This is a genomic window from Curtobacterium sp. MCLR17_034 (assembly GCF_003234485.1).
GTDB classification, from domain to species: Bacteria; Actinomycetota; Actinomycetes; order Actinomycetales; family Microbacteriaceae; genus Curtobacterium; species Curtobacterium flaccumfaciens.
Map to the genome: position 1 here is coordinate 314,735 of NZ_QKTH01000002.1, position 26,211 is coordinate 340,945.

The following is a 26,211-nucleotide window of genomic DNA, read 5'->3' on the forward strand; positions in this document are numbered from 1 at the left end:
AGGGTCTCCGAGGAAACCTGGTCCCTCGTCGCCGACAACATCGCTGGTCGACCGCGCCCGAAGGTACGGATGAACCGGCAGCGCTGGGCCGTGGTCGTGGTCGTCGGGGCCGTTCTCTGCATGGTGCTCGGTTTCGTCTTCGGTCGCGTCGCCGGTGCACAGATCGACGATCTGACGGGGGAGATGCGATCCGGCTGGCCGTCGACCGTCGGATCGGTCTTGTTGGCCGGGGCGCTGCTCGCCTGGGTCATCGGGTTCGTGCGGTACCTCCGGCAGGGTGCACCGCGGGCGTGGTCGACCCCGACCAGCGGTGTGCCGCGAAGCGAGCGGCAGCGGATCGACAGGATGATCCGAGGTCGTGCGGCGTTCCCGGCTGGTCACGTCGACGAGCTCCGGTCGATCGCGAGCAACCGTCTGCGGCAGTCGGCGTTCACCGTGGTGATCGCACCGGGGTTCGTGCTGCTCTGGGCCGGGAACCTCTTCGACCACGAGTGGGCGCCGTTCTCCCTGCTCCAGATCGTCGCAGCGGTGTTCTTCGTCACGGTCCTGGCCCTGACGCTGCGCTACCGGAAGCAGTGGCGGGCGTTCCTGCAGGAGACCGAGCCCCGCGCCGGAGCCGAGCCGACCCGGACGAGCTGACCCGGGCCTCCAGGCCGAAGCGCCAGCGCGCCGACGAACCGACGCACCGTGCGCGGTCCGTCGGCTGGTGCGAGGTTGGGCGCTCCGTGTGCCGCTACAGGCTCGCACCGAGCGGGCAACCTCGCACCACTCGAACAAGCGCGCACCGTGCGACCAGAGCCGGCCGGCCGAACACCCGAACCACCCACCCGCACCCACCACCCCGCCGCGCCACCTACCCTTGACGCGTGGCACATCTCCTCGGCGCCGAGAACCTGCATCTCGAGTTCCCCACCAAGGTCGTCTTCGACAACGTCACCCTCGGCATCGACGAGGGTGACCGGATCGGCGTCGTCGGCCGGAACGGCGACGGCAAGTCAACCCTCCTCGCACTGCTGTCCCAGCGCCTCGAGCCGGACGGCGGCCGCGTCACGCACCGCCGCGGGCTGACCATCGGCTACCTGGACCAGCGCGACATCCTGCCCGAGGGCGCGACCGTCGGCAGCACCGTCGTCGGCGACCTCGAGGAGCACGAGTGGGCCGGTGACCCGAAGATCCGCGACATCATCGGCGGTCTGGTCTCGGACATCCCGTGGGACGTCAGCGTCGACGAGCTGTCCGGTGGGCAGCGTCGCCGTGTGGCCCTCGCGCGGCTGCTGGTCGGCGACTGGGACGTCCTGTTCCTGGACGAGCCGACCAACCACCTGGACGTCGAGGGCATCGAGTGGCTCGCCGGGCACATCAACCGCCGCTGGTCGTCGAACCAGGGCGGCATGGTCGTCGTGACGCACGACCGGTGGTTCCTCGACGCCGTGTCGACCGACACGTGGGAGGTCCACGACGGCGTCGTCGACCCCTTCGAAGGTGGCTACGCCGCGTACATCCTGCAGCGCGTCGAGCGTGACCGGCAGGCCGCCACGATCGAGCAGCGCCGGCAGAACCTGGCCCGCAAGGAGCTCGCGTGGCTCCGCCGCGGTGCCCCGGCCCGCACGAGCAAGCCGAAGTTCCGCATCGACGCGGCGAACGCCCTGATCGACGACGTCCCGCCGATCCGCGACACCGTCGCGCTGTCCCGGACGGCGACCGCGCGCCTCGGCAAGGACGTCGTCGACCTGCTCGACGTGAGCGTCTCGTTCGACGGCACGCAGATCCTCGACCGCATCGAGTGGCGCATCGCACCGGGGGAGCGGACCGGCATCCTCGGCCCGAACGGCGCCGGCAAGTCCACGCTGCTCAACCTGGTCTCCGGCCGGCTGCAGCCGACGAGCGGGCGGGTGAAGACCGGCAAGACGGTGCAGGTCGCGGTGCTCGACCAGCAGCTCGCCGACCTGCAGCAGTTCGCAGACGACCGCGTGCGCGAGGTCGTGGCCCGCAAGAAGACGAGCTACGTCGCCGACGGCAAGGAGATGACGCCGTCGCAGCTGCTCGAGCGGCTCGGTTTCACCTCGGAGCAGCTCTCCACGCCGGTCAAGGACCTGTCCGGTGGGCAGAAGCGGCGCCTGCAGCTCATGCTCATCCTGCTCGACGAGCCGAACGTGCTCATCCTCGACGAGCCCACCAACGACCTCGACACCGACATGCTCGCCGCCATGGAGGACCTGCTCGACACCTGGCCCGGCACCCTGCTGGTCGTCAGCCACGACCGGTACCTGCTCGAGCGCGTCACCGACCAGCAGTACGCCGTGCTCGGCGGGCACCTGCGGCACCTGCCCGGCGGCGTCGACGAGTACATGCGTCTGCGCGAGGCCGGCACGGGTGGCGGGACCGCCTCTGCGGCTGCCGCCGCGTCTGCCGGGAGGCCCGACACCGTCGGCGGGACCGGCTCGGCCGGTGCCGTGGCCGGGTCCACGGCCGCTGGTGCGTCCGCCTTGTCGGGTGCGGACCGACGCACGGCCGAGAAGGAGATGTCGGCGCTCGACCGCAAGATCGCGAAGGTCGGCGCGGACCGCAAGAAGCTGCTCGACCAGTTCGCGACGCACGACCAGTCCGACTACGCCGGGCTCGGCGAACTGCAGGCGAAGCTCGGTGCGCTCGAGGCCGAGGTCGAGCAGCTCGAGGAGCGCTGGCTCGAGGTCGCGGAGCTGCTCGGGGTCTGAGCCGGACTGAGCGGACTACTCGACGGACGCGGGGTCGACCGCGTCCTGGCCGCTGTCCGTCGGCGTGGCGTCCTCGGGGGCCCCACCGCCGGGGTTCGCCACGACCTCCCACAGGTGGCCGTCCGGGTCCTGGAAGAAGCCGGACCACATGCCCCACGGGCGCGTGTACGGGGGCTCGGGCATCGTGGCGCCCGCTGCCTGCGCTCGCTCGAGGAACGCCTCGGCCTCGGCCTGACTGCTCGTGAAGTGCCCGATCGTGCTGCTCGGTGCCGCGGCCAACTGCACGCCGGAGTCCTTCGCCATGTCGTCACGGCCGTAGACGCTGACGATCAGGCCGTCGTCGAGGGTGAACATCGCCGTGGTGCCGCCGGCCTGCGTCTCGGTGGCGGGGTACTCGGTGCCGATGACGCCGCTGCCCTCGATGCCGAGCAGGGCGCGGTAGAACTCGGCCGATCGAGCGACGTCGGCGACGGCGAGGGTGATGGCGTGCATGCGCCGCACGCTACGCCGGGGCCGCTCGGCCCGTGCCACGCTTTCGGTCAGTCCCCGAGACCCAGGATGAGTCGGCGGAGCAGCCCGGCCAACTGGCCCTGCTCGTCGGCGGAGACCCCGGACAGGATGTCGCGCTCGGCGGCCAGCAGGTCCGCGATCGCCGCGTCCACCGCCACCCGGCCCTTGCCCGTCAGCGAGACGAGGATGCCGCGGCCGTCCTTCGGGTCGGTCCGTCGCCCCACGAAGCCGCGGGCCGCAAGACGGTCCACCCGGTTCGTCATCGTGCCGCTCGACACCAGGGTCTGCTGCAGCAGGGTCTTCGGGCTCAGCTCGTACGGCTCACCTGCGCGCCGCAGGGCCGACAGGACGTCGAACTCCCACGGTTCCATGTCGCTCGCGTCGAAGGCCGTCCGCCTGGCGCGGTCCAGGTGCCGGGCGAGCCGGTCCACGCGGGACAGCACCTCGAGCGGGCCGAAGTCGAGGTCGGCACGCTCTCGACCCCACGCCGCGACGATGCGATCGACCTCGTCCTCATGCGGCATCCCTCCATCTTGGCCGAACCCGGAGCGGACAGCCAGCCTCGTCGGTCGTGGGAGGATGGAGGAGCACCTCTGGGTGTGTTCCGCCTTGGTGTAATGGCAGCACGACGGCCTTTGGTGCCGTTAGGTCCGGGTTCGAATCCTGGAGGCGGAGCAACGGGGTGTTCGGAGTTTTCGGCGATCTCAGTCGGAATATTCGAGCGTGACAGCAGGCCGAGGTGGAAAACCGCGCTCAGCTCCGCTCCCAGGGTCGCTCGTCCTGTCCCGACGACCGCTGGGGAGCGTACCGCGACGCGTGCCTTGGCCTGCGTTCGCTTCGAGGAACGACGAATACCCCCTGCCCGACGTGGCGAGGGGGAGTTCAGGGTCTATGAAGTTTGGAGGCGCGGGCTCGTCAGTCCAGTAGTTGGAACTCTGGTAGCTGCGCGATTGCGTTGAAGCCGTTTCGAGTGTCGTGCTCGTCGAGGGTCAGGGTGCTCAGGCCGGCCTCGAACAGGGCGGGGCTGGTGTTGTTCATGCGGTTGATGGGCGCGAGGCTCAGTCGCTCCTTCAGCCACTCGATGATGCGAGCGAGGTTTGCGCTTGCAGCTGCGAATGCGGCAGCGAGCTCGACGAACCAGGGTCCGCGGACGCGACGCTTCATAGCCACTCCGAGGGCTTCGCGATCGGCGTCTTTGAGGCGCGAGTTGCCGTTCTCGACATTGTTGCGCTGGCCGAACCAGGCACGCTGCTCGTCGGAACCGTACTCGAACTCCTGGTGGTACTTTAGGTGGCGCTGATTCAACACACCCGGGCGATTGCTGAGGTTGCCCGGGACCTTGACGGTCTTCCCAGGCACTTTGAGTTCCACGACTTCGCCGGATTCGGGATCGAACTCGACCTCATCGCTCTTGAACGTGGGATAGGTGTACTGCCGGGCGCCCGTCTGGTCGAAGTTGCTGCGCGGCTTCAGATGGTACTTGCTGCGCGAGTTCCGACGCTTCGTCGCGAGTGCCTCGGCCTCAGCGCGAGCGGCGCTTTGCGCTTCTTCCGGTAACTCTTCAATGGCGGCAAGTCGTGCCTGGTGAGTTTGTTCGAGGAAGATGAGGGTTGAGGGCATGCATGCCATGTACCAGTTGCCGCCCACCATGATGAGCTTGTGACGGCCGTCTTTGCTGCTGTAGGACGCCTGGATGCCGAGTTCGGTCGTCTTGTAGTCCATAACGACCTTGACGCCAGCTTTCGCGAGCGGCCCTTGGAGGTCCTGAACTCGGGCGCCGGGGAAGTACGCGCGGTCGCCGATGAGTGTCTTGACGTCGATTCCGCGCGAGCGCATCGAGTTGTAGAGATGCAGCCCGTGTCCGCGAGTCTTGCCCGGCTTGTGCCCGCTGGTCGCGAGGAACAGGAGCGGGTATGTGAAGTCGCTTTCAGCAGGGTCGCGAGTCATGACCGCGAACTCGACTTCCCAGCCAAACTTGCGCTTGCTCTTCTTGACTCCGGACCCGTCGTGATCGCCATCGCGCGTGTACCACCCGCAGTCGAAGTTCACCGAAACCGTATCGTTCGGGCCGATTGTCTTGTCCCCCTTCTGGCTGCCGGAGACCTCCGCAAAGGTGGCGTCGATGGCGACAGCGCCCTTGAACCGTCGGCGGACGTCCCTCGGCAGGAAGTTGACCGAGCCGTCAATGAGGAGGTTCGTGAGCTCGAGCATTCGCGCGTGCCGCTTGGCCATCTGCTTACGCTCTCGACTCGCGACGAGGAGGTCGTAGTCCTTCTTCAGCATTCGCTCGCCCCGCTTGCCGGGGTGTCGGTCAGTGAGGGTTCGCAGGCGCTGGATCGCCTCCCAGAGGCGGCGGTACTGCGTAGCCTGGTGCGGAGAGAAATGAAGGATGCCAACGGCTTCGCGTTGCCGAACGGTCAAGGACATCGCGACTTCGGTCATCTTCTTGATGCTGACGCTTCGTCGAGCTCGCATCGTCACGAACATCAACTTCAGAAGGCTTGCTTCTGAGAAGAGTGCGCGACGTCCTCGATTTGAGCGACGTTCCTCACGCCGCCACTCCATCACTCGTTCTTCAATCGGTGCGCGGCTGAACAGGAGAACCGCCTCGTGGACAGCGAGTTCGAGTGGAACCACTTCGCCGACGCGCATGTACTTCCCCATAGGCACACCGAAGGCTTCGAGCATGAATCGCTCAGCATCTTCGTAGTCGTGGTGCTTGGGAAGCGGCGCGGTCATCGTGCCACCTCCGCGCGGAGCTGGCTGCGGTAGGAGTCGGTGTCCAGTGCCGGGACATGGGCGACGAGTTGGTCGAGGTGTTCGAACTTCCTGACGCCGGCGGCGGTCATGAGAGCGCGCATGTCGGTGCGGGCGATGAGGTGGGTGATGAGCCAGGTGTTCCGCATGCGGGTGGTGACGGGACCTGGTTCGTTGCCGCGGTCGGTGTCGTAGAGGAACGTGGTGAGCGTACTGATGCCGTGCTTGACCCGCTTCGGCGACCCGAATACCCAGTGCTCCGGCTCGACCTCGGCAATGGAGTTGAGCAGGAGCTTCTCAAATCGGGCCAGGAGCGGAACGGTCCGGGCTCCCGCCGTGACGGTGACGAGGACACCCTCGGCGTCAGCGACGATGTCGCGGCGGCGGACCTGGAGGAGCTCGTTCGCTTTGAGCCCCGCTCCAGCGCAGAGCGCGAGGACGACGCCGGCGCTGCGCCGTCGTGCCGCGGTCGACTGGCCCGTCGCCCAGCTCTCAAGGAGGTGCAGGTCGAGGTCGTCGTAGGGTGCTGCGGTGTTCTGCGGAGCCGTCGGCGCGAACTCCAGCGGCACCTCGCCGACGAGGACCTCGGACATGCGCATCAGAGCGGACCGGTACGTGCGACGCGTGGTGTCCGACCAGGTGACGTCGGTCCGGGTGATGTACCGCCGGATGATGACGGGGTGGAACACGACGGCGGTCTTCGCCGGGTATCCGTTGACGTTGATGACCCAGTCGACGAACGGTGCCGCAACGACGATGAGCCGGTCGGCGGGCTGAGCAATGGATGCTGCCGCGTCGGCCACTGCGTTGACTACGAAGTCCCGGACAACGCTCCATCGGTCGTCCGCGAACGTCGGGACGTACTTCACCGGTGTTTCTCCGCGTGCGAGGAACGACAAGAGGGCGTGCAGCATCGCGGCGATGTACTGACGCAACGAGCCGAGGATCTGGCTAGGCATGCCCGGCCTATGCAGGCGCAGTGAGATGAGCCGTGGGAAAGCGCTCCAGATTCTGATCTCGCTGCCTGCCGATCCGCATGCCCGCACGGATCGGTGGGTACCGCCGCCGATGCGAACGGACGCGTGATGCCGGGCGTGTTGCCGCTTGCTTGCGCACGCGACGGTGACGTCGGCGTCGTACGCGTGACGCTCGCGATGTGCATGCGATCCGGGCGGCTCTCTGCTTCGGGGACTCAGAAAACGTAGTGATCTTCGCGGCCGGATTGGTCCTGTTTGCGGACCCCGCTCGTCTGCGACCCGCGCGTCCTCCAAGATCACGCCCGTTCCGCGCATACCCCCTCCGAGGCCGACCGCCGGCCTCGGAGAGGACCACATGCCCGCCCCGACCACGGCGCTCGCAGCGCTCCACGCCGAGTACTCCGACCACGCAACGCAGTCAGCCCTGACGCTCACCCTCGACCAACGACGCGGCGTCGCGTTCTACCTCGCCGACACCGATGACGCCGTCGAGGTTGAATCCTTCGTACGACGCTGGACCGACCGAGTGCACGACCTCGACGACTTCGTCGACAAGCACGGACGGATGCCCCGCGCCGACTCGACCCGTCCTCGCCCTGCGACCGCCGAACAGACCCTCGTTGACACGCTTACGTACTTCCGGCAGATCGGCGCTGCGGGTGGCTACTGCTCGTACCAGGTTCGACGACTTGAAGCGGTGCCGGGCTTCGCCTGGAACCCCCGTGACGCGCAGTGGTCGTCGATGCTCGACGCGCACCAGCAGTTCTGGGCCGATCATCAGCGACCGCCGCGTCGTCGCGCGACCGACCCTGCCGAGGTGACGATCGGACGGTGGGTTGCCCAGCAACGAGCCCAGCACGCCCGCGGCCGCCTGCTGCCCGAACGCGAACAGCAGCTCCGGGCAGCACGGTTCCGTGTCCTCTGATGGCGTTACCGAACTTCGCGTGCTTCGCCGAGGATCCGTCGACGGTGCTCGGAAGCGTCCATCGTCGGAATGTGCCGCAGGGACGTGACCAAGTGCTCGGGCTTGCGCAGTCCGCCGGCAGCCATGAGCTCCCCGGCGTGCGTGCCGCCAGCGAGGTGCGTGGTGATCCACGTAGCGCGCATTCGCGTGGGGACTGGCTTCGGTTCGTTGCCGAAGTCGGTGTGGTTGATGAACGGCGTGACGAAGTTGTAGGTCGTCTTTCTGTCCTCCCCGCCAAGCACCCATGCGTCGTCGGGCACGTCCGCGAGGGAGTCGATGAGGAGCTGCTCCCATCGTTTGAGCACGGGCACCAACCTCGGTATCCCAGCCCGTACGTCGACGAGCGCTCCGTCACGGTCAACGCGCACGTCGCTGCGCCGGAGGTGCTGCATCTCCCACGGGTCAAGCCCAGCACCTGCTCCCAGGGCGAGGACTGCGCCAGCACCTCGACGTCGCAGTGCCGTTGACTGCCCGCGCGCCCAGGACTCGAGCAGGTTCAGTTCGAGGTCGGTGTACGGGGCAGTGACGGACTGCCCGTTCAACGGCGCAAACTCGATCGGACCCTCGTCGGGGAGGACGACCTCCGAGATCCGGAGCAGGAAGGACCGGTAGTCGCGGAGCGTCTTGTCCTTGAGGTGGAGGTCGTCGCGGGATATGTACCGGCGGATCAGCACCGGGTGGAACACGTTCGCGACCTTCTGCATCCCGTTGACGTGGACGACCCAGTCAACGTACGGCGTCACCGCGACCATCAGCCGCTCAGCAAGGTAGGCACACGCGGGCGCGACGAGCGCGACAGCGTCCAGCACGAACGGCTCGATGTTGGCCCACCGGTCGGCGGGAACCGACTGGTTCCGGTACTTCCGCATCGCGTGGAGGGGCTCTGGGCGAAGCTGCGCGACAAGAGTCCGCTTGTTCGCGTTCGAGCTTCGGGCCCCGAGCGTTGAGTCCCCGAGGATGAGCGGCGCGGGTTCCCAACATTGGACGTGCGAGCAGTGCTCGACGGGACCTTGACGTGGGAACGGACGGCCGAAGGCGGCGCCCATCGGCCGCCCCAGGGCGGTCGCGGACGTGACGGTCTCCTGGTTCGGCACGACGAGGTGCTCGGTTGAACTCGGTGAGCGGAGCGCCGCTCGAACGGCGGTAGGGAGCGAAGGCATGCCACGGCTATGCCTGACGGTCGGACCCTGACGTGAGGAACGCCGAGAAGTAGACCGACACGGCCTTCAAGGACCGCTCCTAGCCGACTTTCCCAGCTGGTTCGGGCGTGCCGGCATAGCTCCAGGACAACGACTCCTGGAGGACCCCTTGGACTACCGCACCGCTACCCGTGAAGAACGAGCCGCCGAGTTCATCAACTTCGCGACGAAGCTGCACGACAGCCGATACGACTACGCGCACGTCCAACGCGGCTACGTCAACGGCGATACCAAGGTCACCATCATCTGCCCCGACCACGGGCCCTTCGAGCAAACCCCGCGCGAGCACCGCCGAGTCCGCGAAACGCCCTGGGGCCCGCAGCGCGGCCAGGGATGCCGAAGCTGCAAGGGCTTCCGCAACGCCAACCAGGAGTTGCGCACGCAGCGTTTCATCCATTGTGCAACCAACCGGCACGCCGACAAGTACGACTACGCGAAGGTCGTCTTCATCGACCAGAAGACTTACGTCACGGTGATCTGCCCGCTCCACGGGGACTTCCAGGAACGCCCCGATAACCATGTGGCGGAGGGCTCGGTCGGCTGCAAAGACTGCCGTCGCCTGGTCCGAAGGGCAACCCGACCGGGGACGAAGCGGAAGTAGTCCGTTCTCGGCCGGAGCCACTTCCACTTCGAGCGAGCACGGGAGAGCTCGTGGAGCTCAACACCATCACGGTGGCGTTCCACGGGATGTTCTCGCGGTTCGTCAACATGCCGCAGTAGTCGCATGTGTTGTGTCGTCCGCCAGCTAACTTGTCCGACTGCCACTCAACGTGTCTGAAATACGAAGATGGACACGTTGTTTGGCAGCGCGAACGGGTTGAGCCGACCGCAAGGCGACTGAGCCTTCGTTCGTCCCGAGGCGTCCGTAATGCGGGGGTGATTTGCGAAAGTTCGCGGACCACCCATGTGAGACAGCGTTGGTCTCGACGCAGGGCGGTAGGAGTCGGCGTCGTCTGCGGGCACTCGTCAGCCGACTGGAGGACCTGCTACCGCGCAGAGGTTTTTGCTGACCTGTCGGTCGCTCGGCTTACCGTTGAACCAGGAAGAGGAGGTCTCATGACCACTGCTGACGACGGACGCGCTGAACGGCTCGCACCTTGGATCAGAGAGCTGCCGCTGAGTGATCAGGTGCATCTCACCGGTACGACGCTTGTCCTTGAGGAGATCCGTCTCCGTCGCGGTGATTCTCTGCCGCACCCCTTCGACGAAGCGAAGCTGCGGGAAGCTTTGACCCCGCGTGAAGCAGCGACAAAGGCAAGAGACCTTGCGCAGGCATATGAGGGCGCCCCTCCACACGCTGGTCCCGACGGTGTTGACGAGCACTGGAGGATCTCGGCGATGTCACTTGCGTTCGCCGAGGCGGTTGAGAGTCGTTTCCCTGACCAGTTCTAGCGCCGGCGGGTACGTCGCTAGGCGAGCTGTCGCTGTCCGACACGTTCAGCACGTCGGACGCTGGCGGCAAGATGATGTCATGACCGATGATGTTCAACCATCTTTTAGCGGCTCTGCCGCTGCTCCGATCGCGACGATCTACCAGAACTCCGACCAGGTTGCGGGCATCCTGCAGCAGATCGTGCGGCAACCACTCCTGACAGAAGAATCTCGCGAGACGACCGCAGCGGGAGGTACCGAGACCGCAGCTGGCGGATCCGCGACGGGTAAAGGCAGCGGGAAAGCGAAGCTCCCGATGGTCGGTGGAGTCGAGCTGGGCGTGGGAGCACAGGCGAGCCTGTCGTCGAGCTGGACGCAGAACACCGGAACCGCATCGCGTCAACAGTTCGTATACTCCCAGGCCTACAACCTGCACCTCGTACGTCAGTTCCTCGAGCAGGGGTCGCTACTGACACATCTGACATCGGGCGAGGAAGCAGCGGAGCTGCGACCCGGCGCCTTCGTCGAGTACACGACCATCTTCGATCCGGTCGAGCTCACACTCGCACTCGACGTTATCTCGCCGGACCTGGTCGAAGCGATCACCCGCTTCACAGTCAAACGCGACTACATCGAAAATTTTCCGACGGACGGCGGCCACAAGGCGCGTGTGCAGCACGCGGAGAAGATGCAGCTCGAAGCGGACACCAAGGGAGAGCTCGCCAGGGCGATCACCAATGCGTTCAAGGCGGACACTCGGCAGGAGACTACGCGCGAGTATTACGGGCGCATCGCCGAGGAGCCCTCGCTGACCGCGATCACAATCTGCGACCTGGTGCACTTCATCGTTGACGACCCCGATCGCCTTCTCGATGGCACCTTCACCGTGCTCGGCAAGGTCATCTCGCCAGCTGAGGAGAACGTACCGACGTTTGCGCGGAACAAGCTTCTTCGCAACCTGGCGCCGAGCGCGCTCGATCAGGGCATCAGCAAGCTCTACGAGCTCATCGATGAAGCCCCGGAAGTGGACGGCAAAGCTCCGTCGGAGTACGTGGATCTGAAGCTCGACTCTCGCGTGCCCGGAGTATCTGTGCGAGTCATGCCCCTCGCCATCTTCTCCTGATCGAAAGGACTGGACGGTTCAAGCCGCAGCCCTACGACCGCCACGCGCCCGCGAAGCACTCACCGCACTGTCCCGTCGCTTCCTTGCCCCGCTCGAAGAAGAACTCTGGGCGTCATCGGCGCGGTGACCAAACAACCGCCTAGGTGGCTGGGTCGACAGCAGTGCTGGATCGCCTAGTGAGACAGGCCAGGTGTGCTCTGGTCGTATGCCTGCCTGCGCTCCTCAACCTCGTCGAGGTGTTCGGCGGTCCAGGAGAGCAGTGCGAGGAATGGTTTGTCGAGCGTGCGGCCGAGGGGTGTAATGCGGTACTCGACGGCGATGGGGCGTTGCTCGAGTACGTGACGTTCGACGAGCCCGTTGCGCTCGAGACGCCGGAGCGCCTGTGTCAGGGACTTCTGCGTGACCCCTTCGAGGTCGCGCTTGAGTTCGTTGAACCGACGCGACTCCTGGCACAGCAGCGTCAGGATCAGCTGCCCCCACTTGTCGAGGAGCTGATCGAGGAGTTCGCGCTGCGGCCCCACTATGAGGCCCGGGATCGTCTGGCCTTCGCGGGTACCAGGTTTCGTTGAAGTACCTGTCATGTACCAGGTATACCAGAGATACCTAGTCTTGACCAAAGGAACATCATGACCGAGCAGTCCCTGACCACCCTCCACCTCAAGCGCCAGGACGGCGTGCTATGGGTCACGATCGACGTCCCGCCGATCAACCTCATGACGGCTCAGCTGCTCCTCGACTTCGACGCTGTCGCGGCATCGGCTGAGAAGGACCCCGACCTCCACGTCATCGTCATCCAGAGTGCCAACCCCGAGTTCTTCATGGCGCACGGCGACCTGACGTTTGTCGAGGACCCCGCGTCGTATGCCGCCCTTCCGATCGCGGAGGACACTCTCGTCGGAGCCGGCCCGATGATGCGGCTCCACGAGCGCTGGCGGCGCCTGCCCCAGACCACCATCGCGAAGGTCGCGGGCCTGACCCGCGGTGGTGGTCCGGAGATGATCGCCGGCTTGGACCTCCGCTTCGCGGCGCTCGAGACCGCGGCCTTCGGCCAGTTCGAGACCCTCACCGGCATCGTCCCCGGTGCCGGCGCAACTGCGCACCTGCCCCGTCTGCTCGGACGCGCTCGAGCGCTCGAGGTCGTCCTCACGGGCGGTCTCGTCGACGCTGCGACCGCCGAGCGCTGGGGATGGGTGAACCGTGCACTGCCCGCCGCAGAGCTGGACGCGTACGTCGATTGGGTCGCGCTGACGATCGCCAACCTGCCCGCCGGCGTCCGCGTCGCAGCCACGAAGGCGATCGACGCAGCCGACGGCCCCCTCGAGGATGCACTGCGTGCCGAGGACCGCTATCTCGGAGAGACCTTCACCCCCGCTTCCGGGGAGCTCGCCAAGGCAGCCCTCGCCGCTGGAGCACATACGCGTGAAGTCGAGCTCAACCTCGAAGAAGTCCTCCGCGCGAACCTCGCCCGCAAGCACTGAGGCCACAGCGACGGCAAGCGGGGTGCGCGACGCCTCGTTTGCCGCTCCAGCCTCGCCCCACGCACCTGGGGCGAAGTCTGAACAGTTCGAACCCATGGGACATCGCAACCCAGGACGTCCAGCGCATCGCGGCTCGCAACGCGCTCTTTGAGGAGAAACCACAATGACCGAATACCGTCTCGACGAGGAGTTCGCGCAGGCGATCGCGCAGCTCCCACCAGAGTTCATGAACATGGCTGAGCCCCCCGCGAACGACGTGCACGCGCTGCGCGAGGTGATCAACTTCCAGTACACGGAGATGGGCAAGCTGGCACCGCCCGCCCCGGACGGCGTGCACCGGGAAGACGTCTCCATCCCGGTCGGCGACGGCGTGACGCTCGAAGCGCGCTGGTACACCCAGGGAGACGTTCGCCCCGGATCTGCTGTCGTCTACGGCCACGGCGGCGGTCAGGTCGCGGGCACTCTCGATCACTACGACCGCCGCATGCGGGTCTACGTCACGGAGACGAGCGTGCCGATCCTGTCGGTCGGCTACCGTGTCGCCCCAGAGGGGAAGGGTCAGCAGCTGAGCGAAGACGTCTTCGCCGGAGTGCTGTGGCTGAACGAGCACGCTGACCGGCTCGGGATCGACCGTGCACGGATCGCGGTGATGGGCGACAGCGGCGGCGGCGGGCTCGCCGCGGCGGCCGCAGTCCTGGGCAGGGATCGCGGCATCCCGATCGCACAGCAGATCCTGATCTACGCGATGCTCGACGACACGGTCAACACGGCCAGCGAAGCACTCGCGCCGTTCCTGGCGTGGACCGCGCCCATGAACGCGACCTCCTGGAACGCCCGCTCTGACGGTCCTGTGTCGGAGACGACCTCGCCGGCGCGTCTCAGCGACGCTCGCGGCCTGGCTGCTGCGTACATCGAAGTCGGTGATCTCGACCTCATGCGGAACGAGAGCATCGCCTACGCGTTGAAGTTGTCGGCAGCAGATGTCCCGCTCGAGCTCCACGTTCACCCCGGAACGCCGCACGCTTACGAGTGGCTGGACGAGAACGCGGGAGTCACCCAGCGCTCGCTCGAGAACCGGTACCGCGTCCTCCGCTCCCTCTGAATCGGAGGCCACAACGACACGGGGGCGTGCCCACCGGTCGTGTAGGTGACGCTCAGCCCGGCCCCCTCCGATACCGTCGGCGGGGGCCGGCTGCCCAGGATCGAAGGAACGCAGTGATTGACAGGCAACATCCGGCGCCCGCCGCACGCGAGGCCCCGTATCGGGCAGTGCTCGTCGTCCTGCTGACCGTCGTCGGGGCCATCGCCGTCGTCGGCGGCGTCGGGATGGTCCTGGGCGCCGTCACGGGGCCCGAAGAGCAGCACGTCGCGGTCTCAACGAGCAGCGAGTACCGGTTCCTCAGCGGCGTATGGCTGGTACTCGGCCTGGCGCTCTGGTGGTCGCTCGTCCAGCCCGCGAGCCGGGTGGCTGTCACGCGAGTCGTGCTGATCGCCGCGATCGGTGGCGGTGTCGGACGACTGGTGTCGTTGCTCGTCGAGGGCTGGCCCGGTCCGTTCACAGCGGCGCTCGCGATCGAGCTGCTAGCGCTCCCGGTCCTTCTGGTGTGGCACGTTCGGGCGTTCAAGCGAGCCGTCGGCTGACCCATGCACCAATAGCCGATCGCCTACCGGACGGGGCAGTAGTGCTCCTGACAGGCGCGTCGGGCGGTATCCGCTTGGCGGGGTGAGAGCGGCTACGCGCGCTTCCCGCACTAATGAAGGGATTTTCAGGCGGATGTCCCCTAAAAGGTGGACTGCGCGAACTGCCGAGAGAGAGGAACTTGATCCTTAGCAGATTCATCGCGAAACGGGATGGTGGGGGGAAATGCGCAAGAAGGTTTTTGGCATCACGGTGGGGCTGGTCGCGGTCGGGTTGGCGATCGCTCCGGCCGGGGCCGCATCGGCGCTGGACAATACGTGGATCAACAAGCCCACGTTGAGTAATCACACGTACTACGAGCCCGCGCAGTCGAAGTCGTTCGCGCGTAGCTCGGTCAGCTCGTACCTCGCTGCTGCGGGCACCTACTGGAGCACGACGTTGTGGTTTGGGAAGTACAGCGCACACGGCTACACCACGGCATCCGTCAGCGGTCCACTGTCGAACGAACCGACCAAAGTGTTCTGGAAGTACCTGAACAATCCGAACGACACGAGCAAGGTCAATCTCCGCGTGACGATTCACGGTATCCCGGGGGGCGGAATGCGCCGCGCGGCCGCGTCGACGGAGGATCTCCCGAGCAGTGTCGACCTCAGCGCGCTGGGCGACGGAGGCGTAGCGACCCGCGAGGCAACCGCTCTCGGTGGCGCTGCCGGCGTGCAGTACTGGTCAACTCACGATCAGCACGGCAATGTTGTTCTCGTGTCGGTGGATGGCGACTACGCTGCGTCCACGTACGTGGCTGCTGCTGACTTCGCCACGAGTGGCATCACGCTGCGAACCGATGGAGCCGAGCACGCGAGCCAGGCAGTGTTGCTGCCGGAACCGGCCGCGGCTCCGCAGTTGACGAGTCGAGGTTTCGTGAGCACCAGCGACGGGTTTTTCGTGCAGAGCGCTCCCGGCTCGCAGGACGAAACAGTGCCCCTCACTGCGGTAAACGGTCAGCAGCGAGTCGCTGGTCGTGCGACTGGAATCACCGTGCGCCTCTTCGGCGCACCCGCGGCCTGAGCCGCGACCGAGCACGGAGGAGCGTTGAGCATGGCGTACGACAAGCAAGATCGGCCGGAGCCGGTCCGGCAGCATTCGGTGGATTACCTGCCGGGCGTCAGCGGTAATCCTGTCGCGCCGTTCCAACGCGACTACGAGCCCGGTAAGGGTCCGATCCGGAACGACTGGATTTATCTGGTGCCCATCGGCGGGATCGTCGTCGGCGGGGTCATCGCGTTCTTCGTCTGGGGACGCTGAGTTCGTCTGCGCGGAGGCGTCGACGGGAGTGGGGATGTCATGAAGCGTACGTACTGGGGGCTTGGCCTTGTGACTGCGGGCGCGTTGCTCATCACGCTGGGAACTGGTGGGGCTGCGCAAGCCGCGTCGAACACCTGGCTGGACAAGCAGACGCGCGGGCACACGGGCTACGGTGAGCCAGCCACCTCGCAAGCATTGTCGCGCACGGGCGTGACGCAGCAGGTTTATGCGGACTCGAGCGCGCTGATGAGTGCGCGGTTGCAGTGGGGCACGCACGTGACGCAGGGCAGCGACACGCTCCGGAGCCTGTCCGGCCCTCGGGATAACCGGCAGACGCACGCGAGTTGGGCGCTGTCGATCGCGGACGGACACGATCCTGGAACGCTGCGGATGCGTGTCACCGTCACCGGACTGACAACGGGCATGCGAGTCGCGGCACCATCGACCGCGCCAAGTAACGCCTTGGTTGCACCCGATGCGGTGCCTACGGCTATTCACGAGGAGTCGCTGGTCGACGCCGGCATCGACCCGGCAACCTTGCAGCATGTCGGCGACGACGGATCAGTACAGTTCTGGCGAGCTGCAACTACGACCGGGGGAGTGGCACTTGTCGCCGTCGACGGTGAGTACGTAACCATTTCGGTCCGTACCGCCAGCGACTTCAACCAGGCAGGCCTCACGCTTCGTCTAGACGACACCGATCACTCCGCTCAAGGAGTGCTGCTGCCTGACGGCACGGCCACCGACGCATTCCGAAACGCCGGCCTGCAACAGGTAAGCGACTCGTTCTTCGTAGGCACCACAAAGCAGGCGGAGACCATTGCTGTGGGCACCGCACCCTCCAAGGCGCGGGCGAGCGCAGCCGCCGGAGCTGCCCGTAACGGCCTGACCGTTCAGCTCTACGCTGCTGGTTGAGATCCCCGCGAGCAGCGACAAGTTCCGCGGCCAGATCGACATCATGAGGAAGGGGCCCGCCAGCGCATGCCGGTGGGTCCCTTCCTCATGATGGGACTGCGTCGCCGCGGAAAGTCTGTTCGTCGAAGTACCGTACCTGTAGCCGATCGGCTATCGGTACGGGCTGCTCATAGGCTTGCTGGGTGATCGCGCGAGTTGTTGGTTCTGGTCGTCCGCTTGTCGCCCTCCACGGTTTCGGGGTGGACCACCGCATCATGCTGCCACTGGCGGACGCGGTGCAGGATCTGCCTTGGCGGACGGTGTTCCTTGACCTGCCGTGGGCTGAAGCCGCCGCGGTGACCGCAACCGCGAAGAGCGCGGTTGACGTGGCCGACGAGGTACTCGCCGAGATCGACGACCACCTCGGCGACGAGCCTTTCGCCGTCATTGGGAAATCCTTCGGCGGCATGATCGCCCGACATGTCGCCCACGAACGGCGAGACCACGTCCTCGGCGTGGCGACCCTGGCGGGTGTCGTGCATCCGGCACACGCAGACCGCGTCGTCCCCGAGCGCACCGTGCTGCACACCGAACCGTCCGTCCTCGAAGCCGCCGGCGACGCGCGAGAAGCGTTCGAGGAGGTCAGCGTCATCCAGGACGGCGCCGCGTTCACAGCGTTCGAGCGGTACGTGTTGCCCGGTCTCCGTCGCGCCGACCCTGCGGTGATGGACCGCATCGCCGCCGACCACGCATTGGACGCCGTGCCGGAGGAGCGCCACCCGGAACCGTTCACCGCTCCGGCCCTGCACCTGTTCGGTCGGCAGGACGACGTCGTCGGGTACGAGGACGGGCTCGCACTCCGGGACCACTACCCGCGAGGGAGCCTCGTCGTCCTCGACGGTGCTGGACACAACGTGTACCTCGAGCGGCCCGGGATCACCGCCGCCCTGGTCCGCGACTGGCTCGCGCGGATCGACCGGTAGCCGATCGGCTATCGAGACGGTGCGGGACGGCGTCAGAGGTCGCTTGATCCCTAACGGCGCCGATGGTCAGGTCTCCAAAAGGGGCCTGGTCCTCGGGTGGCGGGCAGGATCGGGGCCTCTCAACCCGTAGCCATGAACAGCTGGGCACCATAGGGTGCGAGCATGACTCGAGAACCTGTTCGCCGCGCGCACATGTTGACCAAGGCCTACATTCTCGCGTGGGCGGATGAGCGCAATCGGGTGGACGTCATCGACATCGGCCGCAACCGCGGGTATCCGTCATCGGTTAACAACGCGACTGTGCGTAGCTATGCGTACGAGCCGAACGTGCTCTCCCATAACCTCGAGCAGGACTACTCCGTAGTCGAGAGCCAAGGCTTGCAGGCCATCGCCAAGCTCCGGGGCGAAGACCCGACGTTGGACGATGACGCCATGGCTGCCTTGATCTCGTTTCTCGACATGCACCTCGACCGTGGTCGCTACGCCGACCAGACGGAAGTGCGGACGCCGGCCGTCGTGTTGAAGACGGATGGGACGATCCAGGATGTTGAGTTCAACGTTGCTGACCGCCTCCTGCTCTCTCAGTCGATGAAAGACGTTGTCCGTTTGAAGGCACTCGGCCTCGAATCGTGGGACTGGCAGATCCTCCCTGGTGAGTTCGTGACCGGTGACGGTGCGGTGCTGCTCTTTCGCGAAGCAGAAGGTGCCGACGTGTGCACGGTTGCGTTCCCGTTGTCACCGACACAGCTCCTCCTCATCGGAAAGCCGTTCGAACGACCTGTGGCCCTCAACCCACTTATTGCGAGCAAGAGTCGACGATGGCTTGTTGGTCACCCGGGGTCGCTGCGGAAGGGTGTCCTCGTGCCCGTTGACGACCTCGAGTCCGTGCTGACGGATACGCCCGAAACTGCCTCAGGGGACTGAGCAAGCGCATGCTCACCGGGAGCCTCAGCGGAAACTTCTCGACGGGATCCGTGGCCGGCGATCATGCTTGTTGTCGCTGTTGCAAGGTGTGCCGTGCGCTTTGCCACTATTTGCGCTGCGGGCTGTTCGAGGAAGATGGCGCTTTCCTACTGTCTGTTCACCGGGCACGCCTGACGAGAAGTTCGGGGTGGGCCAGCACTTCGAGGAGCGCCAGCCATGCGAGGTCGGTGATCCGTGGGTCGAGTGCGCCAGTGTGGGCGGCGAGTAGCGCCCTCGTGCGCGGAGTTGGCGTCTTGTCCATGCCGTGTTGGCTGTTGCGCAGGGCGGTCAGCCACTCGCGGGCTGCGGTCGCGAGTGGTACGGCGACGTCGATGCCGTTCTTGTCCGGCAAGAGGATCTCGCCGTCGCGGAGGCGTGACGGGATGAAGAAGCCATCCTGGACGCCGAGGAGGGCGCTGACAGCCGCCCTTGCCCGCGGCAGGAGCACGGGCTGCGCTTCCTCGGGGATGTGCTCCTCGAGATCTGTGACGACGTCTTCCATCGCAGAGAGCGTCGTGGCTCGTTCCCGCGTGAGCTTCCGGTTGAGGCCAGCGAGTGAGTCGAGAGCGTGGAACAGCGCGAGCCTGCGGGCGTGGCCGTCTCGGGAAGAGCCGATCACTTGGACGGAGCGGCAGAGTTGTTCGAAGGTGAGTAGTCGCTCGACGGCGGAGGGCGGGTGGTACTGCCCGTCGACGACGTAGTTCGCGGGCTGGGTCAGGTGAGAGAAGACCAAGTCCAACCGCTCCACCCACCAACGAAGCGCTGCTCGGAACGCGGGCGCGCGGATGTCCCACGCTTCCGTGAGTGGCTCGACTTGTGCGGACCGTTCCGAGAGGGCGAGGGGGTCGAGGTCGAGTAGTGGGCGCGGTTCGACCGCCTTGCCGAAGGTGAAGACAAGCACACCGCCGAGCCTCGGTGCGGTAGCGGCCCAAACGTGCGGGCTGAGGCTGGTCACGAGTGGCTCGAGGTAAGCGCCGAGCCCGACGTTGATGTCCTCCATCAGCTTGAGGGAGGACGAGAACGTGTCTCCTTCGGCAGTCGGCTCCGGTGGCCGTTCACCGACGTGGAGCATCGCTCGGGCAACGCCGTAGCGACGGCCGAGACGCTCGGTGGACTCGACGAGATACATCGCCGCGTCAGGAAAGACGCTCTCGCGGAGACCCGCTGTTGCACCGGCGAGCACGGCGGGGAGGTCCTTCGCTGCCTCCGTCCCGACGACGAGCGCGCGGAACCCCGCGAGGGCCTGCACCAGTTCCGTCGGATGCTCCTGCAGCAGCGTCTGCTGCATACGGACAGCGCGCTCCCAGGAGCCTGGGGCTGGTCCGATGGGGTCGTACATCGAAAGCCGATCTACAACCCGCTGGTAGCCACGCTCATCGGATGGGTCTGTGTCGAGCCCAAGACGCGACCACCGAACGAGGTTGGCTTAGCGCCAGCGACGCTCTCCAGGTTGCGGCCGACGAAGCTCTCGCCCGTTGGAACGAGGTCCCAGCCGACGAACGCACCCATGTCCTGGGGTGCTCCACCGAGAAACCAACGCGCGACGTGAATCGGGACTGGTTCGGTGACAAGCCTTTGTAGGTCCGAACCGAACCACAGGCCCTCCGCCGACGATGTCATCCTGATGCCTGGCCTCCGCTCGCAGATCCGGGAGCGCGAGCTCCCCGATGTTGACGATGCTTCACTGCTGCCACGATGAAAATCACCAGGGCTAGCAAAATGCCGACAATTGCATACACGACAATCTGCACTTCCAGCCCTTGATCGACACCAGATCCCGGATTATTGGATTGGAGCTTGATGACGGCGGAAACGAGGAAATACACGGACATCGTTAATAATAAAAGAGGCACAATGAAACGGATGAGGACACTCACTATGCGATTACCCATAAATTCGATCATACGCCGCCGAAGCTGTCTGGCCAACTAATGTGCAGAAGAGTCCGACAGCAATGCCTGCCGCGGCCCCCGCCTCGGCAGTGAGAATGCCCGCTAAGATCGCTGCAGCAATGCAACCCCCTTCGAATACGCCACCGGCAAGGAAGGAAAGCCGTTCCGCACTTGTCATCCCATTGATTACTTGACCAATCGACTGCCCATCCCCAACAGCGTCCAAGATCTCGGAGATGACGGAGAAGACACTTCGTCCGAGCGGATCAGCGTTGTTGATCGGATCACCACCGGCGAACGCATATCGGTTTGCGTCGGCCGCGCTCAGCGGCAAATCGAGGGTGTCTTGCTGTGTCCAAGCTCCGGTGTGCGGGTTGTACCAGCGCTGCCCGAACTTCACGAGCCCGGTGGCGGTGTCGTCGATGCCGGCCTTGAACGTGAACGGGTTGGACGGGAGGCCATCACCGCCGCCGTCGTAGCTGACAGTTTCGGTGCCGTACGGGTCATAGGTGCGCACGAAGGCGGCGGGGTCGTTGACCAGGAGGGCGAAGGGGTTCCCGATGCCGTCGTAGGCGTACAGACCGAGCGCGGAGGACGGTGTCGCCAGGGCGATGGGCTGCCCGGTCTTGGCGTCGTTGACGATGTTTGCCCGATTGCCGTTGCGGGTGGAAGTGACCAGGGTCGGGTTACCCGTCTGGTCCGCACGCCCGTACGTGTACGTCCGTGTGTCCCCGCTGGTGGTGGAGAGGGAGAGCAGCGACTTCTGGTCGGCGCCGGCGTACGTGTACGTCGTGGTCTGGGACCCGTTGTGCACCGCGGACGTCATCTGCTCGGCGGCGTTGTAGGTGAACGTGTACTCGGGGGCTGCGGTGAGGTTCCCGGCGCCGTCGTACGTGTACCCGGTGGTAGTGATCTGGTTCGCCGCGTTGTAGGTCAGGGCTTGGTTGGTGGTGACGGTGCCGCCGGCGGTGGTGAACTTCGCACTGGTCCGGTTTCCGCGCACGTCGTAGCCGAACTCCCACGTCCCGGCTGTTGCGGAGCCGCTGCCGGTGGTGACGGTCTTCGTGACACGGCCGCGGCTGTCGTACGTGTACGCGGTGCTCTGCCCGGTGACGTTGTCGATCACCCACTGCACCTTGGACCGGTCGTTCGCGGCAGTCGTGGCGCAGGTGGGTGCGGTGCTGCTGGCGTTGTAGCAGTAGTACAGGTCGTAGATGCGTTGGTTGTCGCTCGAGGACGGGCCAACCCAGCCCTGTGTCTCCTGGACCCGGCCGTTGGTGTCGTAGTCGGTGTGAGTGTGGCTGGCGAACGTGCTGTTGTCGCTGTTGTCGCTGTTGGCGTCGAGGTAGGTGTCGGTCCGGCGGCCGTTGTCGTCGGTGATGAAGTGGATGTCTTCCGTGCCGCTGCTTGAAGTCGACGGGGTCGTCGTCGTGGTCAGCACGCCCGAGTTGTCATACGCGGAGGTGACGGTGCCGTCGGCGTCGGTGTAGGAGGTTTGGTTGCCGACCTTGTCGTACGTGTAGCTGACAGAGCCGGTCGCGGTGTTGCCGGTCGAGAGCAGGTGTCCGAGCTGGTCGTACGTGTTCGTGATCGTCCCGCCGGCGGAGGTCTGGGTGAGCAGGTGCCCGGCGCTGTCGTACGTGTTCGTCACGGTCGGGGTGCCGTCCGAGAAGCTCGTCGTGAGCACCCGGTCATCGCCGTCATAGGTGTAGTTCGTCGTCCGACCAGCGCCATCCGACGCCGACGCGATCCGGCCGAGGGCGTCGTACGTGTACGTGCGAGGGGCGAGGCTGGTGCCGGTGACGGGCGTGACGGTCTTGAGCTGCTTGTTCTCGTACGTGTAGTTGGTCTTGTTCGTGCCGTTGCCCGGCGCCGTTGCCGTTGCAACCTGACCAGCCGTGTACGTCAGCGTCGCCGTCACGGCGGAGGTACCGGATCCGGTGCTGCTGGTCAGCTGGTTGCCGACACCGTCGTAGGTGAGATTCGTCATGTTACCGGCGTCGTCGGTGGTCGATGCCGCCGAGTACGCCGTTGCCGCGGGGGATGCGTTGTAGCCGATCGACTGCGACGCACCACCGACCGACGCAACCTTGGTCAGCGACTGTCCACTGTTCGCCCCATACGTTGACGTGCTCGTGGGCGTCGTGCCTGCGCCGACCGTGGCCGTGGTCGGCGCCCCGTTCGCGTTGTATGTCGTCGAGCGGACGCGTCCGGCTGCATCCGTGGCCCGGTTCACGAGCTTCTGCGACGAGTTGATTGCGTACGTGGTGTGTGGCACCGATGCCACCGCGGTCGCGGTGTCCGTGTTCGGGCTCGCGACCAGCGTCGACGTCGCCGACGCGTAGTTGAGCCGAGTGGTCGACGCGCCCGCTGCGCCGGCGGTGCTGTTGGACTGCACGACCTGGGACACCTTGTGGGTGGTCCCGGAGTAGCTGATCGTCGTCGTCGCGCCCGTCGGGCCCGTGATGTTGGTGAGGTCGTTGCCGGAGTAGGCGAACGTCGTCGTCTTCCCGGCACCGTCGACGTAGGAGGTGAGGTTGCCGTTGGTGTCCTTCACCCACTTCACCGACCGTGCAGCAGACCCGGATCCCTGCGTCACCGTGTACGCGCGCGTGGTCGCGTCGTAGGCACCGATCGCGGTCTTTGCTGCGTCGGTGCCTGCGGTGCTGATGATCTTCACCGGCACGCTCGCCGTGTTCGTCTCCATCGTCGTGTTGCCGTTGCGGTCAGCAACCGACACCGGGAACCCGTTGACGTTCGAGGTGATGACCTGCCCCGTCGCGGGGTCCGTCATGGTGTAGGTCGGGTTCGTCGTCCCAGAGGCGACAAGCTTGCGGAGGAACCCGGCCGGAGCGGTGAACGTCGTGGACGTCACGGATGGGAAGTTCCACGTCGCACCGTCGGGCGCCGTGTATACGACCGCTCCGGACGCGCCGGCAGAGAACGAACCGGCGCCGGCGATCCCGGTCGTCCAGCGGACCGCCTGGTGCGTGTTTGCGTTCGCGGCCTGCCAGCCCAGGGAGTTATACGTCTGGGTGATTGCGTTCGTCCCGCTCGCACCCGGGAGCGACAGTCCGGCGGTCGTGACCTCGAGGTTGCCCGTGGCGACGTCGACGCTCAACCCGACCTGGTCCGAAACCCTGAACGGCAGCGTCGTCGCCGACGGTCGCGCGCCAGTCAATCCGGTTGTAGTCGGACCCGTCGGGATCGCCGCATGGGCGACTTGGGTGACACCGCCCACGAGGGCGACGCTAACCGCGCCGACGAGCGCGATCTTCCAACCGAACGATGAATGGACAGCCTTGCGGCGCGGAGCAGGAAGCACGGGTTCCCCTAGCGGAAGAGCACGATGACGCGGGTGATGAAACGTGGCCCAGACACCCCAAGGCCACTCGATCGGCGTGAAACGCCCGCACCACCCGTCGACAGCGATGTCAGCTCAGATGAGGGTTGTTCGAAACTTAGCGGCATTCAAACCCTCACCGCACCCCCCAGACGGGGAGATACGGCAAACCGCATACGTTCCAGCACGCCACCCCGATCCCGACCCGCCCAGGGGCCTCACTGCCTGCCTTGTCGTTCCACCGGCAACCCAGTGAAGAGCAGTGACAGTCCTAAATCTCGAGGTAGCGGAAGCCGCCCTGATTGACACGCACGTCGAAGTACATGCCGACGTTCCCTCCAGCCTGCTGCGTCACGATGAGACCTTCAAACACGGATTGTGGCACGTCGAAGTAGAGGCGCACGGTACCGCCAATGAGCTCTACCTCGAGCGCGCTCTCCGTCTCGTCATAGCCCACCGAGACAAGCTCGCCGCTCTGCACTGGTACACGCCTCATTGCTCCGCCATCGCGCTCGCGACACAGCCGCAACCAACGACCGTTTGCCTCACAGAGACCTCATCGACCATCACATCGCGAGCCTAGCGATCTGTGACTCCTCAACAGGGGTCGAAGCCTGGTGTTGAGCCTGAGCGCGGACCAGCTCTTGAAAGCTGTGGCGTCACGTTTAGAACGCAGAGACCCGTGGAGTACGTCGCTCAGGTCGTTGTTCTGCACCCCGGCGGTGCCCCATCGACTACCCCCCCACCCGGCCACAGCACGAGCTGAGCGCGCTAAAACGACGAAACTAAGCGGGCTGCTCAACTCCTAGCGCTCGGGCCGGAGCGTGATTGCTCGAGTTTGCAGAGGCTCGCGCTCTGCCGCCGACCGCTCGAGCGTCTGAACGCGACGCGGAGTGGCAACCGAACAAAGGACTGATATGCGGGATACAGTGCTGGCATGCCTGTACCGAAGTCTCCGACCAGCCAGGGTCCCCGCCGTCTCCTCCGTGACGTTGTCTACGAGCAGATGCTCGAAGCGATCGAGAACGGCACGCTCGAGGCGGGAGAGCGTCTCAACGATGACGAGCTCACGAGCTGGCTCGGTGTCTCGCGCACCCCGGTGCGGGAGGCAATCGCCCGCCTCGAGTCCGAAGGGCTCGTGGAGATGGCCGCGAACCGGTACACACGTGTGTCCAGCCTCTCCGGGCCTGCGCACGACGAAGCGGCGATGCTCCTCGCTGCGCTCCAGACGTGGGCGATCGGCCACGCCGGCGAGTCGAGTGCCGACGCGCGGAAGACCGCGGCTTCCGCGGCAAGCAAGGTCGTTGCCGGGGTCGACGTGCACGAGGTTGAGGCGTACCGCGGATTGCAGGACGCCGTCGCGGCGCTGATCGGCGGGTTCAACAGTCCCTTGTTCACCGCGACGGAAGCAGCGGTACGGGGTCGGGTGAAGTTCCACGCCGCTGCCCCGGACGCGAACATCGACTGGGCCGCAGCATCCGCCACGGCCGCCGAGCTCACGAAGGTCTGACCGGCGCCGACCAGCGCAGGGGTACCGTCGGCGCCAGGGGGTTTCACCAGCTCCCGTGCGGGCCGGAGTTGAGTGCATGCTCCTCCGGTCCGTTCTCACGGTGCAGCGGGCCCGTGTGGAGCGCACGGTCGGGGATCCTCGAGCGGGCACCTGACTCGTCAGCACCTGATGAGTCCGATGACCCGCGTTACTGCTGCAACGAGGCCTCCGAGGAAGAATCCGAATCCGATGAACCGCGTCAGCTCCGGAGTGATCTGGCGTCCCCAAAACTCGCCTTCGACCTTCCTCGCAAAGCGGGCGATTGGGTTCGGGAAAAGCACGAGGGCACAGCCCCAAGCGATACTGATCACCGCTCCGACCGCAAGGAAGAGGACACCCACGTCCCGGACGGTACCGGATAACTGGCCGAGATGAGCGCTCGGCGTTTCGGCAGAGGATGGTCATCCGGACGCCGTAGGCACGTTCGAGCCCTCAAACGCTGCTTCAGAGCTCTTGTGCGAAGTTGCCCTGCAGTCGCGAGAACACTCGCTGCGCCGCGATAAGGAGCACGCATCCGATCAGGAACGCGATACCGAGCCTGACGAGGTGTTCC

At 65.8% G+C, this 26,211-nt stretch carries 26 protein-coding genes and 1 tRNA gene; 16 read left to right on the plus strand and 11 right to left on the minus strand.

Annotation, left to right across the window (positions count from 1 at the left end; genetic code table 11):
• Window positions 1–69: 69 nt before the first annotated feature.
• Together DEI98_RS04010 and DEI98_RS04015 are read left to right on the plus strand one after the other, a co-directional pair.
• Window positions 70–639 (plus strand): hypothetical protein, encoded by a 570-nt coding sequence (locus DEI98_RS04010; RefSeq protein WP_146243405.1) that lies wholly within the window; start codon window positions 70–72, stop codon window positions 637–639.
• 227 nt (window positions 640–866) lie between these two features.
• A complete protein-coding gene (locus DEI98_RS04015) occupies window positions 867–2,714 on the plus strand; it encodes an ABC-F family ATP-binding cassette domain-containing protein (protein ID WP_027465089.1) in 1,848 nt (615 codons plus the stop codon).
• A gap of 15 nt (window positions 2,715–2,729) precedes the next feature.
• On the opposite strand, the gene DEI98_RS04020 is transcribed toward DEI98_RS04015, so the two are convergent.
• Together DEI98_RS04020 and DEI98_RS04025 are read right to left on the minus strand one after the other, a co-directional pair.
• Complete coding sequence (locus tag DEI98_RS04020) at window positions 2,730–3,206, minus strand: VOC family protein (RefSeq protein ID WP_146237695.1); 477 nt, start codon at window positions 3,204–3,206, stop codon at window positions 2,730–2,732.
• A gap of 47 nt (window positions 3,207–3,253) precedes the next feature.
• Entirely contained in the window at window positions 3,254–3,748 is a 495-nt protein-coding gene (locus DEI98_RS04025; RefSeq protein ID WP_027465090.1) for a MarR family winged helix-turn-helix transcriptional regulator, read from the minus strand.
• 79 nt (window positions 3,749–3,827) lie between these two features.
• On the opposite strand from DEI98_RS04025, the gene DEI98_RS04030 reads away from it, so the two are divergent.
• Window positions 3,828–3,899 (plus strand) — tRNA-Gln (locus tag DEI98_RS04030).
• Window positions 3,900–4,139: 240 nt separating this feature from the next.
• Here the strand turns inward: DEI98_RS04030 and DEI98_RS04035 are convergent.
• Together DEI98_RS04035 and DEI98_RS04040 are read right to left on the minus strand one after the other, a co-directional pair.
• On the minus strand, window positions 4,140–5,963 hold the full coding sequence (locus DEI98_RS04035) for a hypothetical protein (protein WP_146243406.1): 1,824 nt from the start codon (window positions 5,961–5,963) through the stop codon (window positions 4,140–4,142).
• Window positions 5,960–6,940, minus strand: a complete 981-nt coding sequence (locus DEI98_RS04040; protein ID WP_146243407.1) for a hypothetical protein — start codon at window positions 6,938–6,940, stop codon at window positions 5,960–5,962. The genes DEI98_RS04035 and DEI98_RS04040 overlap by 4 nt, the downstream gene beginning before the upstream one ends.
• A gap of 373 nt (window positions 6,941–7,313) precedes the next feature.
• Here DEI98_RS04040 and DEI98_RS04045 point away from each other — a divergent pair, with 373 nt between their 5' ends.
• Window positions 7,314–7,883, plus strand: a complete 570-nt coding sequence (locus tag DEI98_RS04045) for a helicase associated domain-containing protein (RefSeq protein ID WP_111099976.1) — start codon at window positions 7,314–7,316, stop codon at window positions 7,881–7,883.
• Window positions 7,884–7,888: 5 nt separating this feature from the next.
• On the opposite strand, the gene DEI98_RS04050 is transcribed toward DEI98_RS04045, so the two are convergent.
• Window positions 7,889–8,791 carry a hypothetical protein gene (locus DEI98_RS04050; protein ID WP_146243408.1) on the minus strand — a complete coding sequence of 301 codons (903 nt, stop codon included), beginning with the start codon at window positions 8,789–8,791 and terminating at the stop codon, window positions 7,889–7,891.
• A gap of 439 nt (window positions 8,792–9,230) precedes the next feature.
• Here DEI98_RS04050 and DEI98_RS04055 point away from each other — a divergent pair, with 439 nt between their 5' ends.
• The 3 genes from DEI98_RS04055 (at window position 9,231) to DEI98_RS04060 (ending at window position 11,615) form a co-directional block, all read left to right on the plus strand.
• Window positions 9,231–9,722: a hypothetical protein gene (locus tag DEI98_RS04055; protein WP_111099978.1), complete on the plus strand. Its 492-nt coding sequence runs from the start codon at window positions 9,231–9,233 to the stop codon at window positions 9,720–9,722.
• 455 nt (window positions 9,723–10,177) lie between these two features.
• Entirely contained in the window at window positions 10,178–10,513 is a 336-nt protein-coding gene (locus tag DEI98_RS18220) for a hypothetical protein (RefSeq protein WP_146243409.1), read from the plus strand.
• Window positions 10,514–10,592: 79 nt separating this feature from the next.
• A complete protein-coding gene (locus DEI98_RS04060) occupies window positions 10,593–11,615 on the plus strand; it encodes a hypothetical protein (RefSeq protein WP_146243410.1) in 1,023 nt (340 codons plus the stop codon).
• Between the two features lie 173 nt (window positions 11,616–11,788).
• Here DEI98_RS04060 and DEI98_RS04065 read toward each other — a convergent pair whose 3' ends face one another.
• Entirely contained in the window at window positions 11,789–12,136 is a 348-nt protein-coding gene (locus DEI98_RS04065) for a helix-turn-helix domain-containing protein (protein ID WP_220037055.1), read from the minus strand.
• Between the two features lie 105 nt (window positions 12,137–12,241).
• On the opposite strand from DEI98_RS04065, the gene DEI98_RS04070 reads away from it, so the two are divergent.
• The 8 genes from DEI98_RS04070 to DEI98_RS04105 all read left to right on the plus strand — a co-directional run bounded on the left by DEI98_RS04070 (window position 12,242) and on the right by DEI98_RS04105 (window position 18,835).
• Entirely contained in the window at window positions 12,242–13,093 is an 852-nt protein-coding gene (locus tag DEI98_RS04070; protein WP_111099980.1) for an enoyl-CoA hydratase/isomerase family protein, read from the plus strand.
• A gap of 163 nt (window positions 13,094–13,256) precedes the next feature.
• Entirely contained in the window at window positions 13,257–14,195 is a 939-nt protein-coding gene (locus DEI98_RS04075) for an alpha/beta hydrolase fold domain-containing protein (protein ID WP_111099981.1), read from the plus strand.
• Between the two features lie 113 nt (window positions 14,196–14,308).
• Window positions 14,309–14,734 (plus strand): DUF4345 domain-containing protein, encoded by a 426-nt coding sequence (locus DEI98_RS04080; RefSeq protein WP_181437918.1) that lies wholly within the window; start codon window positions 14,309–14,311, stop codon window positions 14,732–14,734.
• 223 nt (window positions 14,735–14,957) lie between these two features.
• Complete coding sequence (locus tag DEI98_RS04085; protein WP_111099983.1) at window positions 14,958–15,797, plus strand: hypothetical protein; 840 nt, start codon at window positions 14,958–14,960, stop codon at window positions 15,795–15,797.
• A 30-nt stretch (window positions 15,798–15,827) separates the two neighbouring features.
• The gene (locus DEI98_RS04090; RefSeq protein WP_111099984.1) at window positions 15,828–16,034 is read left to right on the plus strand and encodes a hypothetical protein; all 207 of its coding nucleotides are present in this window, start codon (window positions 15,828–15,830) and stop codon (window positions 16,032–16,034) included.
• Window positions 16,035–16,073: 39 nt separating this feature from the next.
• Complete coding sequence (locus DEI98_RS04095) at window positions 16,074–16,949, plus strand: hypothetical protein (protein WP_111099985.1); 876 nt, start codon at window positions 16,074–16,076, stop codon at window positions 16,947–16,949.
• A gap of 254 nt (window positions 16,950–17,203) precedes the next feature.
• Window positions 17,204–17,911 carry an alpha/beta fold hydrolase gene (locus DEI98_RS04100; RefSeq protein ID WP_258370739.1) on the plus strand — a complete coding sequence of 236 codons (708 nt, stop codon included), beginning with the start codon at window positions 17,204–17,206 and terminating at the stop codon, window positions 17,909–17,911.
• Window positions 17,912–18,073: 162 nt separating this feature from the next.
• Window positions 18,074–18,835: a DUF4238 domain-containing protein gene (locus tag DEI98_RS04105; RefSeq protein WP_111099987.1), complete on the plus strand. Its 762-nt coding sequence runs from the start codon at window positions 18,074–18,076 to the stop codon at window positions 18,833–18,835.
• Between the two features lie 157 nt (window positions 18,836–18,992).
• On the opposite strand, the gene DEI98_RS04110 is transcribed toward DEI98_RS04105, so the two are convergent.
• From DEI98_RS04110 to DEI98_RS04120, 4 genes are all read right to left on the minus strand, one after another.
• Window positions 18,993–20,162 carry a hypothetical protein gene (locus tag DEI98_RS04110; RefSeq protein WP_111099988.1) on the minus strand — a complete coding sequence of 390 codons (1,170 nt, stop codon included), beginning with the start codon at window positions 20,160–20,162 and terminating at the stop codon, window positions 18,993–18,995.
• A 328-nt stretch (window positions 20,163–20,490) separates the two neighbouring features.
• Window positions 20,491–20,751: a hypothetical protein gene (locus DEI98_RS18225; protein ID WP_146243411.1), complete on the minus strand. Its 261-nt coding sequence runs from the start codon at window positions 20,749–20,751 to the stop codon at window positions 20,491–20,493.
• Window positions 20,752–20,758: 7 nt separating this feature from the next.
• Window positions 20,759–23,887, minus strand: a complete 3,129-nt coding sequence (locus DEI98_RS04115) for an RHS repeat domain-containing protein (RefSeq protein WP_111099989.1) — start codon at window positions 23,885–23,887, stop codon at window positions 20,759–20,761.
• A 493-nt stretch (window positions 23,888–24,380) separates the two neighbouring features.
• Entirely contained in the window at window positions 24,381–24,590 is a 210-nt protein-coding gene (locus DEI98_RS04120) for a KTSC domain-containing protein (protein ID WP_181437919.1), read from the minus strand.
• 456 nt (window positions 24,591–25,046) lie between these two features.
• Between DEI98_RS04120 and DEI98_RS18825 the strand changes: the two genes are divergently transcribed.
• A complete protein-coding gene (locus tag DEI98_RS18825) occupies window positions 25,047–25,619 on the plus strand; it encodes a GntR family transcriptional regulator (RefSeq protein WP_220037056.1) in 573 nt (190 codons plus the stop codon).
• Between the two features lie 158 nt (window positions 25,620–25,777).
• On the opposite strand, the gene DEI98_RS04130 is transcribed toward DEI98_RS18825, so the two are convergent.
• On the minus strand, window positions 25,778–25,999 hold the full coding sequence (locus tag DEI98_RS04130) for a hypothetical protein (RefSeq protein WP_111099991.1): 222 nt from the start codon (window positions 25,997–25,999) through the stop codon (window positions 25,778–25,780).
• Window positions 26,000–26,211: the final 212 nt, after the last annotated feature.